This window comes from Xanthomonas sp. SHU 199 (genome assembly GCF_000364665.1).
Taxonomy (GTDB): Bacteria; Pseudomonadota; Gammaproteobacteria; order Xanthomonadales; family Xanthomonadaceae; genus Xanthomonas_A; species Xanthomonas_A sontii.
This window is the reverse complement of the sequence record NZ_AQOI01000443.1, coordinates 1-9,787: the sequence shown is the minus strand read 5'-3', so window position 1 is coordinate 9,787 and position 9,787 is coordinate 1. Positions and strand designations below refer to the sequence as shown.

Genomic DNA, 9,787 nt, shown 5'->3' with positions numbered 1-9,787 from the left:
CCGTTGCCGACACCAGACCAGCGCGACGACTGGCGTGCGGCGGCCGGCATGGCGGTGCCGTTCTGGGAGCGTGTCATCGAGGACGTGCATGTGTCCGCGGCATTCCACAGCACTGCGCGGGACGCGCTGGCGCAGTTGACGCGCGCCGTATCGCGGATCGGTTGAGCGCTTTCGCGCAGCGTTAAATCACCCGACACATCGCCCTCACGCGGGCCGGACATGCGGCAGTGGAAGCTGCCGTGACTCCCCACCACGAGGTCCTGCCCATGGCTGCCACCAGCACACGTGTCCGTCTGCATGTCGAAGATACCGGCGGTGCCGGTCGTCCGGTGATCCTGATCCACGGTTGGCCGCTGTCGGCCGAGGCGTGGAAGGACCAGGTCGGGCCGCTGCAGCAGGCCGGCTACCGGGTCATCGCCTACGATCGCCGCGGCTTCGGCCGTTCGGAGAAGCCGGCCGACGGCTACGAGTACGACACCCTGGCCGACGACCTGGCCGGCATCATCGAGGACAAGCAGCTGCGCGACGCGGTGCTGGTCGGCTTCTCGATGGGCGGTGGCGAGGTGGCGCGCTACGTGGCGCGGCATGGCACCGAGAAGCTGGCAGCGGTAGTGTTCGCCTCCGCGGTGCCGCCGTACATGCTCAAGACCGACGACAACCCGGAAGGGCCGCTGAGCAAGGAGCAGGCGCAGGAGATGGAGCAGGGGCTGAAGGCCTCGCGCGAGACCTTCTTCGATGACTTCACCCGCGGCTTCTTCAGCGCCCACGGCACGTTGAAGGTGAGCGAGGCGCAGCGCCAGGAAGCGATCGCGCTGTGCCTGCAGAGCGACCAGACCGCGGCGCTGGGCTGCATGCAGGCGTTCGGCACCACCGATTTCCGCGAGGACCTCAAGAAGGTCGACGTGCCGACCCTGGTGCTGCACGGCGATGCCGACGCGACCGTGCCGTACGAGGGTTCGGGCCAGCGCACCCATCGCGCCATCGCCGGCAGCGACGTGGTGTTGCTGAGGGATGCGCCGCATGGCTGCAACACCAGTCATGCCGAGGAGTTCAATCAGGCGCTGTTGGGGTTCCTGGCCAAGCTGGGCTGATCGCTGGCGCGTGTCTCGGTGCCGACGCTCACGGCGTGGCACCGCGACGACGTGGACAGTACTCCCGAAACGCCCGCGGCAGCGCCGGGCTGCCGCGGGTCGATCCAACAAATTCAAACCATTGCGACGATCACTCGCCGACCAGCGTCGCCACGCTCTGCGGGTCGACGTAGACCACGGTCTGGCCCGAAGCGACGCCGTACTTGCCGCCGTAGCCGACGTTGAGGCTGGACGAGGTGCTGTACTTGGTGAACGCGGTGGCGCTGCCGGCGGGCACGCGCACGGTGATCTGTCGATGCTGGGTGCCGGTGTTGACCGCCACCAGAACCAGCTTGCCGCTCGGGGTCTTGTAGGCGCTGACGGCGACGTCGTTATACGGCGCGGCGGTGGCGCCGATGCGCACGGACCCCGGACGCACGAAGCGTGCGTATTGCGACATCACGTAGCCGCGCTTGCTCACTGTGCCGTTCTCGGCGATCAGCCCGTAGCCGCGGCGGATATACCACCAGATGTAGCCGCTGTAGTTGGCCAGCATGCTGTTGTGCAGTTCGCTGCCCACGCCGAGCGCGGACGGCCAGGCGTTGCCGTCGGTGTTGTCGGTGTAGTGCTCGGTCATCCACAGCTGCTTGCCCTTGCTGCGCGCCAGCGGGTAGTCCTTGGGCTGCACGCCATACAGGTGCCCGCCGACGATGGACAGGTACTGGGCGGCGCTGCTGTTGAGCACCGGGTCGGTCAGCGCGGTGTTGAAGCCCAGCGATTCGGCCGCGAGCAGCTTGAACTTGCCGAACTTCGCGCCCTGCGCGCTGATGAAATTGAGGAAGTCGGTGCCGTTCCAGTCGCCCGACTCGTAGTCCGGATGCCAGTCCGGCTCGTTCTGCAGCGACAGGGCGTAGATCGGTGCGCCCTTGCTGTCCATGTAGGCGGTGAAATCCAGCAGGTGCTTGGCGTACGCGTCGTAGTACTGGGGCAGCAGCTTGCCGCCGTTGTTGAGGCTGTTGTTGGACTTCATGTAGGCCGGCGCCGACCACGGCGTGGCCAGCAGCACCGCGCCGTGCGCGCGGGCCCGCACCGCCGACGGCACCTGCTGGCTCCAGCCGGAGCTGGACGGATCGATGCGCATGCGCATGATCGACAGGCCGATCTGCCCCGCGTCGCTGCCGTAGGCCAGGTCGACCTGGGCCGGGGTGAGGTCGGCGATCCAGCCGGCGCCGTTCATGCCGCCGAAGCCCTGGATGGTCTGGTGGACCTCGCTCGGGGTCACGGTGACGGTCTGCGCCAGGGCGGTGCCGGCCGAGAACAGCGTGGCGGCCGCGGCGAGCAAGGTGCCGAGCAAACGAGGGGTCTTCATGGCGTGTCCAGCAGTGGGGGAGGCGTGACGCTAGCCAGCGCAGATGACCATTTCAATGTCGCCATCGTCCAAAGCGGGCAAGTGAGACCGGAGGCGCAAGGCGAGCGCAACCGTGTCCTCAGTCCGCATGGCGCGGATGCCGTGCCGGATGCCGCGCCGGATGGCGCGATGCAGCGTGGGTGCTTGCGTTGCTGCGCAGTGAGGAGACGCCTGCGGATTGTGCGCAGTTGCGCGCGCAAACGCCGCAAGATGCACAAGTGCGCGCATGGCAAAACTGCGCACAATGCAGGCGCCGGCACAGAGCAGGGGGCGTGCCGGCGTTTCCTCTTGCGAAGGTGTTGCGCATGCCACTGTTCCGTATTCCGCAACGCTGCGGCGTTGCCCTGTTCGCTGCGATGCTGTCGATCCTGCTCTGCCTACCGATGCTGGCGCAGGCGCAGGCCACCCGTTATCGCGACGTCGCGCCGCTGTTGCTGGGCGTGGCCTGGTATCCGGAGCAGTGGCCGGAGGCGCAATGGGAGCGCGATCTGGCGCTGATGCAGGCGGCGCACGTGCGCGTGGTGCGGATCGGCGAGTTCGCCTGGAGCCGGATGGAGCCGCGCGAAGGGCAGTACGACTTCGACTGGATGGATCGTGCCATCGCCGCGGCCGCGCGGCACGGCATGGTGGTGGTGCTGGGCACGCCGACCGCGGCGCCGCCGGCGTGGTTGACCCAGGCCTATCCGGATACCTTGCGGGTCAGCCAGGACGGCGTGCGCGACGAGCACGGCAACCGCCAGCAGTTCTCCTTTGCCAGCGCACGCTACCGGCGCTTCGCGCATGCCATCGCCGAGCAGATGGCGCAGCGCTACGGGCACAACCCGCACGTGGTCGGCTGGCAACTAGACAACGAGTACGCGCAGTCCTCGTTCGATCCCGAGGCCAAGGCGCAGTTCCACGCGTGGCTGCAGCGCAAGTACGGCAGCATCGAGGCGCTCAACCAGCGCTGGGCCACCGCCTACTGGAGCCAGACCTACAACGACTTCGCGCAGATCCCGGTGCGCGAGGACGAGGAGAATCCGGCGCTGCTGCTGGAGTGGAAGCGTTTCGTCAGCGACACCTGGGCCGACTATTCGCGCAACCAGATCGACGCGATCCGTCCGCATGCCGATCCGCGCCAGTTCATCACCACCAACACCATGGGCTGGTTCGCCGGTTTCGACGCCTACACCGTGCACGACGTGCTCGACATCGCCGCCTGGGACGACTACGTCGCCGGCGAGCGCTACGACTGGGTGGACAATGCGGCACGCCACGATCTGACCCGCGGCTACAAGCAGCGCAACTACTGGGTGATGGAAACCCAGCCGGGCTTCGTCAACTGGCGCGCGACCAACGTGGCGCTGCGCAAGGGCCAGGTACGCGCGATGGCGTGGCAGGCGGTGGCGCATGGCGCCGATGCGGTCTCGTACTGGCAGTGGCGCGCCGCGCCGAATGGCCAGGAGGAATACCATGGCACCCTGGTCGGTGCCGATGGCACGCCGGTGCCGGTGTATGCGGAGATCCAGCAGGTCGGCGCGGAGTTCGCCAAGGCCGGTCCGGCGCTGGCCGGCACCACGCCGCAGGCACAGGTGGCGCTGATCAACGACTTCGACAGCCGCTGGGCGATCGGCTTCCAGAAGCACGCGGCCGACTTCGATCCGGTCGTGCAGATGAAGAGCTTCTACCGGCCGCTGCGGCAGAAGGCGCAGGTGGTCGACGTGGTCTCGGCGATGGCGCCACTGGAGCGCTACAAGCTGGTGGTGGCGCCGGCGCTGAACGTGCTGACCGAGGCGCAGGCGCAGCGGCTGAAGGCCTATGTCGAACACGGCGGGCATCTGGTGCTGGGGCCGCGCAGCGGCATGAAGAACATCGACAACGGCCTGCATCCGCAGCGCCAGCCCGGCCCGCTGGCGACCTTGCTCGGCGGGCGCGTGGAGCAGTTCTATGCGCTGGACAAGCCGGTCCCGCTGGCCGGTGCAGGCGCCGACGGCAGCGCCAAAATCTGGGCCGAACAGTTGCAGGCCACCGCTGCCGACACCACCGCGCCACTGCGCTACGGCGCGGCCAACGGCTGGCTGGATGGCGCACCGGCGCTGCTGACCCGGCGCGTCGGCAAGGGCCGCATCAGCTATGTCGGTGGCTGGTTCGACGACGCCACGCTGGATCGCCTCACCGGCGACTGGTTGCGCGACGCCGGGGTGCAGGCGCCGCTGGCCGATGTGCCGGAGGATGTGGAAGTGGGCGTGCGCAGCGACGGCGCGCGCCGCATCGTGGTGTTGATCAACCACGGCGCCACCGCACGCACCGTGCGGCTGCCGGCGTCGATGCGCGCGCTGCTGGGGCCGACGCCGAGCAACGACACGGTGCAACTGGCACCCGATGACGTGGCGGTGCTGGAACAGCGTCGCTGAGGACTGCCGCGGTGCGCTGCCGCGCATTGCCGGCCGCGCAATGACGGATCGGTGCGGGCTGTGCGCCTGACTGGCGCTTGCGCTGGTGCGGGCCAAGCGCGAACACACGCTCTACAATGCACCTGCCAGCGGGCGTCGCCGCCGCCATCGCGTCGCGGCCTCGTCCCCGTCACTGGAGTTGCGTGTGTCTTTGTCTTCTTCCCGTCCGTTGTCGCCGGTGGGCCGGCTGTTCGCCGCTGCCGCCGTGTTCGAAGGCCTGACCTGGGCCGGCCTCTTGCTCGGCATGCTGCTCAAGTACGGCACCCAGACCACCGAGCTGGGCGTGTGGCTGTTCGGCCGTCTGCATGGCGTGGCGTTCCTGCTGTATGTGGTCGCCAGCCTGCTCGCGGCGTTGCGGTTGCGCTGGCCCTGGTGGGCGTGGGCGTTGAGCCTGCTGGCGGCGCTGCCGCCGCTGGTCACGGTGCCGCTGGAACTGTGGTTCCGCCGGATCGGCCTGCTCGGCGCGCAAGCGCAGCGTGCCGTGGAATAGTGCAGGCGCTGCGGCGCAGGCGAGACATCTTGCCCTGTGCGATGCGCTGCATCGGTAGTGCGTTGTGACTGCATTCTCCGGCAGCGCTCTAGAATGCTGTCCCCAGTGCAGGCGAGGAGGCCATGGGCAAACGCAAACGACGACCGCCCCCGCCAATGCCGACACCCACGCGCCTGCAACGGCTGGTCGCGCGTCTGGAACGGCCGGTGTTGATGTTGATGGCGGCGGTCATGGTGGCGGTCGCCGCGATGAAGCTGTACCTGCTGGCGAAAGCGCTGCAGAGCGGCGTGTACATCGGCGTACCGAGAGCCGGGCCGAAACGGATCTATCAGCTGGCGACCGATCCAGGCCACTACTGGTTCTCGATCGCGTGGGACAGCGTGGTCTGCCTCGTGTTGCTGGCGCTGGCTATCGCCACGGGCTGGGCGCTGATGGCGTTACGCAAGCCGAAGTAGCGTTGGGTCGGCGGATCGCCGCGGCCATCACCTGGCCAGGCAACGCTGCCAACGCTCGGCCACGCGCTGCGCGAACCAGGCGGTGGTGAGCTTGCGGGTGATCTTCGGGCTTTCCAGGGCGATGCCCGGCAGTACCGCGCGTGGCAGTGGCTTGCCGGCATCGCGGTCTGCCAGGGCGAACACCTGGCGATACAGAGCGCCGTCGGCGAAATCCGCCTCGTTGCCGCGCTGCAGTTCGCGGCGGATGGTGCGCGCGTCCATGCCCAATTGGGTGCCCAGGCTGCGTGCGGCGCGCTCGGTGGCGCCGGGGGCGTCGAGGTCTGCGCCGGGCGTCAGCAGATCGCCATCGAGGGCGAGCGAGAGGCCGCTGGCGCGCGCCAGCGCGGCCTGGAATGCGGCATTGCGGCTGGCGTACCAGCCGGCATTGAAGTCGGCGAAGCGGTACAGCATCGCCGCCGCGTTCGGGTAGCCGAGCAGGTGGCGGGTGCCGAACCAGATGCCGCCTCGGCGAGTGAACACCGCGTGGCGCACGCCGTCGCTCAGCGGATACGGATAGCCGTCGGTATGCGCCTGCGCGAAGGCGATGCTCACCTGCATCGGCCCGGCGGTGTGCACCGGGTTGAGGTCGCCGAACAGGCGCTGGCCCAGCGGCACACTGCCGGCGATGTCCTCGAAGATGGTGCTGAGATCCTGCTCGGTGCGCGCGGCGGCCAGGCGCTCGGCATAGCTGCGCCCATCGGGCCCTCGCAGCTTGAGCGCCGCATCCAGCGCGAAGGCCGGCACATGCACCGCCGCCGCGCGCCGCTGCAGTTCCGCCCGGGCGATCTTGCCCAGCCCCGGCACCGGTGGATTGGTCTGGTAGGTCGATTCCTGTTCGATCACCGCCAGGACCGCACAGATGTTTTCGGCATTGGTGCCCAGACTCTGCGAGGCCAGGGCCACGTAGACGTCGTCGGCCCAGCCGCGGCGATCGGGTACCGTGGCCGGGATGCGCCGGGCGATGTCGGCCTTGACCTCGCTGGGCGTGCGCTCGGGCATGCGTGGCGCCTGCGTGGCGCAGGCGCCGAGCAAGGCGGCGCTGCACACGGCGAGCAGGCGGACGAAGACGGCGGTGGACATCGGCGCGGCGGCTCCAACGGGATAGCGTCGCTGCATCCTACAGGTGCGCTGTCGGCACCGCGCCTACGTCGCTGGTGCCGACGCTGTGCGGTCGGAGGTCGCCGCCGCTTGCGTGTCCGCGTCGAGCACATGGATGCCGAAGCCGCTGCGGCCGGGTGCGAACTCATCTCGCAGGGTCAGCGCCGGAATCGCATAGTCGCCTGCGTTCTGCTTGCGGAACGCGATCGGCGCGGTACTGAACAGCGTGTCCAGGCGTTCGCCCAGCGCCGTGCTGGTCTGCGCGAAACGCGCCGCATCCATGCGTCCGCTGCGGTACACCACGAACGGCGGCAGCACCTCGAAGCCGGGGTAATGCAGGATGCCGTGCTGGATCGGGAACAGCAGGTCGTCGATGGGGCCGTTGATACCGCGCGGTGCGTAGTGCGATTCCCAGCCGCCGGCGGTGACGATCAGCATCGCGCGCTTGCCGGCCAGCGTGCCTTCGCCGTAGCGGTCGCCCCAGTGCTTGTCGGAGTGTTCGCCGACGCCGTAAGCGAAGCCGCAGGCATACACCCGGTCCACCCAGCCCTTGAGGATGGCCGGCATCGAGAACCACCACAGCGGGAACTGCAGCAGCAGCGCATCGGCCCAGCGCAGCTTGTCCTGCTCGGCGGCGATGTCCGCGCGCTGGCGGCCGCTGGCGAAGGCGCGCTGCGAGTCGCGCGAAGGATCGAAGCGCGCGTCCGCGGCGCCGTCCAGGCTGTCCTGCGCGTCGACGCTGGTTTTCCAGTCCATTGCATACAGGTCCGACACCTGCACGCGATGGCCGGCGGCCTGCAGGCGTTGGACCGCCACCTGCTTGAGGGCGCCATTGAGCGAGGCGGGTTCGGGATGGGCATAGACCAGCAGCACGTTCATGCGGGTTCTCGATGAGGGAAGGTCTCCACGCTAGGCCGCGCTTCGCTATAGTGGAAATGAATTGCCTTGATAGTCGCTATTGCCATGGTTGATCTGCGGCGCCTGGACCTCAATCTGCTGCTGACCCTGGACACGCTGCTCGACACGCACAACGTGACCCGCGCGGCGGCGCGGCTGCATCTGTCGCAGCCGTCGGTCAGCGTGCACCTGGCCAAGCTGCGCGAGGCACTGGGCGATCCGCTGCTGCTGCCGGGGCCGCGCGGCATGCGCCCCACCGCACGCGCCGACGCGCTGCGCGTCCCGTTGCGCGAGGCCTTGCAGTCACTGCAGCAGGCGGTGGCACCGGACGCGCCGTTCGATCCGGCGCGCGCGCAGACGCTGTGGCGGGTGGTGGCCAGCGACTACGGCGCCTCCACCGTGCTGCTGCCGGCGATCGCCGCCTTGCGCCGGGTGGCGCCGGGCACTCAACTGGCGGTACTGCAGCTGTCGCCGCCGTTGATCGCGCAGCAGGCCGAACAGGGCCAGATCGACCTGGCCCTGCACACCGTCGCCGACGCGCCGCCCGGCCTGCGCCGGCGCACGCTGTTCGCCGAACACTACGTGCTGGTCGGTCGGGCCGGCCATCCGCGGTTGCGACGTCGACCGAGCCTGGCGCAGTTCTGCGCGCTCGAACACGTCATCGTCTCGCCCGATGGTGGCGGTTTCAGCGGCGTCACCGATGCCGCACTGCGCGCGCATGGCCTGCAGCGCCGGGTGGTGCTGTCGGTGCCGCACTTCCAGTTCGTGGTCTCCGCGCTCCAGCGCAGCGACCTGGTGGCGATGCTGCCCGAGCGCCTGGTGCGCGACCAGCCCGGCCTGCGGGTGTGCGCGCCGCCGCTGGAACTGCCCGGCTACGAGATGGCCATGCTCTGGCACGAGCGCGTGCACCGCGATCCGGCGCACCGCTGGTTGCGCGAGCACATTCTCGCGTCGATCTGATATCGCGCTGGGCGCGCTGCCGCCTCAGCGGCGCGTGGCCAGCACCCCGTCCAGCGCCAGTTGCGCGGCGAAGCCGGCCTTCTCCAGGCGCCTGGCCACCTCGCGCGGCACGTCGCGCCCGCTGGTGAGCTTGTTCGGGCTGCCGGTGTAGTGGAACAGCCGGCCGCCGCGGCGCAGCACCCGCGCGAGTTGGTCGTAGAAGGTTTGCGCGTAGAGTTCGCCGGCGATGCCGAAACGTGGCGGGTCGTGCAGGATCGCATCCATCGACGCGTCGGCGATGCCGCCGATGGCGGCGCCGACATCGCCATGGGTCAGCTGCAGGCGGCCCTCGCTGGCGGCCGGATCCGGCGACCACGGATTGAGCGTGCGCAGCCACAGCACGTCGGCGTTCTTCTCGAACGAGTGCAGGCATGCCACACCGGCCTCCAGCGCGCAGGCCGCGAAATAGCCGAGGCCGCCGCAGGTATCCAGCACCTGCTTGCCGCGCGGTTCCACCAGCGCCACCTTGCGCCGCGCGTCCTCGAACGGCGACAGCTGCGCGCTGGGCAGCATCTTGATGCCATCGATCTCGAAGGTCGGCGCGCCCCACTCGGTCGGCACCAGCTTGATCAACGCACCGCCGAAACGCGACACCGCGGCGAAGTCCTCGCCGTCCCAATAGTAGAGCGTGCGGTCCTTGAGCTTGCCCGGATAGGGATAGTCGTGTCCCTGCCACTGCCAGCCTTCAGCGCCAAGCAACGCCTGGCCTTGGCTGCGCTCCAGGTCGAGCGAGCCGGACCAGGTGGCGGCGCCGGCATCGCGCGCGGCAAGCAGCGCGACGGCGAGCGGACGGGTCAGCAGGGGGCCGGAATAGCGGGTCACGTGGGATCTGCCGGCGGCAAGGGCGCGGCACAGGGCTCGGATGCGGGAACGCATCGTAGCAACATCGGCGACGCCCA

At 69.2% G+C, this 9,787-nt stretch carries 9 protein-coding genes; 5 read left to right on the top strand and 4 right to left on the bottom strand.

What is annotated here, in order from left to right; all coding sequences use genetic code 11:
* Positions 1-266: 266 nt before the first annotated feature.
* Positions 267-1,091, top strand: coding sequence for an alpha/beta fold hydrolase (locus D183_RS0114235; RefSeq protein ID WP_017909593.1), 825 nt, complete (start codon positions 267-269; stop codon positions 1,089-1,091).
* 130 nt (positions 1,092-1,221) lie between these two features.
* Here the strand turns inward: D183_RS0114235 and D183_RS0114230 are convergent, their stop codons facing one another.
* Positions 1,222-2,439, bottom strand: coding sequence for a glycoside hydrolase family 30 beta sandwich domain-containing protein (locus D183_RS0114230; RefSeq protein WP_051067630.1), 1,218 nt, complete (start codon positions 2,437-2,439; stop codon positions 1,222-1,224).
* Positions 2,440-2,783: 344 nt separating this feature from the next.
* On the opposite strand from D183_RS0114230, the gene D183_RS0114220 reads away from it, so the two are divergent.
* The 3 genes from D183_RS0114220 (at position 2,784) to D183_RS0114210 (ending at position 5,855) form a co-directional block, all read left to right on the top strand.
* On the top strand, positions 2,784-4,871 hold the full coding sequence (locus D183_RS0114220; protein WP_017909590.1) for a beta-galactosidase: 2,088 nt from the start codon (positions 2,784-2,786) through the stop codon (positions 4,869-4,871).
* 208 nt (positions 4,872-5,079) lie between these two features.
* Positions 5,080-5,400, top strand: coding sequence for a DUF3817 domain-containing protein (locus D183_RS0114215; protein WP_017909589.1), 321 nt, complete (start codon positions 5,080-5,082; stop codon positions 5,398-5,400).
* A gap of 155 nt (positions 5,401-5,555) precedes the next feature.
* Positions 5,556-5,855 (top strand): hypothetical protein, encoded by a 300-nt coding sequence (locus D183_RS0114210; RefSeq protein ID WP_017909588.1) that lies wholly within the window; start codon positions 5,556-5,558, stop codon positions 5,853-5,855.
* 27 nt (positions 5,856-5,882) lie between these two features.
* Here the strand turns inward: D183_RS0114210 and D183_RS0114205 are convergent, their stop codons facing one another.
* Both D183_RS0114205 and D183_RS0114200 read right to left on the bottom strand, forming a co-directional pair.
* Positions 5,883-6,974, bottom strand: coding sequence for a DUF1615 domain-containing protein (locus D183_RS0114205; RefSeq protein WP_017909587.1), 1,092 nt, complete (start codon positions 6,972-6,974; stop codon positions 5,883-5,885).
* Positions 6,975-7,037: 63 nt separating this feature from the next.
* The gene (locus tag D183_RS0114200; protein ID WP_017909586.1) at positions 7,038-7,871 is read right to left on the bottom strand and encodes an NAD(P)H-dependent oxidoreductase; all 834 of its coding nucleotides are present in this window, start codon (positions 7,869-7,871) and stop codon (positions 7,038-7,040) included.
* An 84-nt stretch (positions 7,872-7,955) separates the two neighbouring features.
* On the opposite strand from D183_RS0114200, the gene D183_RS0114195 reads away from it, so the two are divergent.
* Entirely contained in the window at positions 7,956-8,849 is an 894-nt protein-coding gene (locus D183_RS0114195; RefSeq protein WP_017909585.1) for a LysR family transcriptional regulator, read from the top strand.
* Positions 8,850-8,873: 24 nt separating this feature from the next.
* On the opposite strand, the gene D183_RS0114190 is transcribed toward D183_RS0114195, so the two are convergent.
* Positions 8,874-9,710 (bottom strand): class I SAM-dependent methyltransferase, encoded by an 837-nt coding sequence (locus D183_RS0114190; protein WP_017909584.1) that lies wholly within the window; start codon positions 9,708-9,710, stop codon positions 8,874-8,876.
* Positions 9,711-9,787: the final 77 nt, after the last annotated feature.

Excerpts from the sequence above, each read along its gene's own strand:
- D183_RS0114220 (WP_017909590.1), top strand. The coding sequence starts at position 2,784 with ATGCCACTGTTCCGTATTCCGCAACGCTGCGGCGTTGCCCTGTTCGCT.
- D183_RS0114205 (WP_017909587.1), bottom strand. The coding sequence starts at position 6,974 with ATGTCCACCGCCGTCTTCGTCCGCCTGCTCGCCGTGTGCAGCGCCGCC.
- D183_RS0114230 (WP_051067630.1), bottom strand. The coding sequence starts at position 2,439 with ATGAAGACCCCTCGTTTGCTCGGCACCTTGCTCGCCGCGGCCGCCACG.
- D183_RS0114235 (WP_017909593.1), top strand. The coding sequence starts at position 267 with ATGGCTGCCACCAGCACACGTGTCCGTCTGCATGTCGAAGATACCGGC.
- D183_RS0114200 (WP_017909586.1), bottom strand. The coding sequence starts at position 7,871 with ATGAACGTGCTGCTGGTCTATGCCCATCCCGAACCCGCCTCGCTCAAT.
- D183_RS0114195 (WP_017909585.1), top strand. The coding sequence starts at position 7,956 with ATGGTTGATCTGCGGCGCCTGGACCTCAATCTGCTGCTGACCCTGGAC.
- D183_RS0114210 (WP_017909588.1), top strand. The coding sequence starts at position 5,556 with ATGCCGACACCCACGCGCCTGCAACGGCTGGTCGCGCGTCTGGAACGG.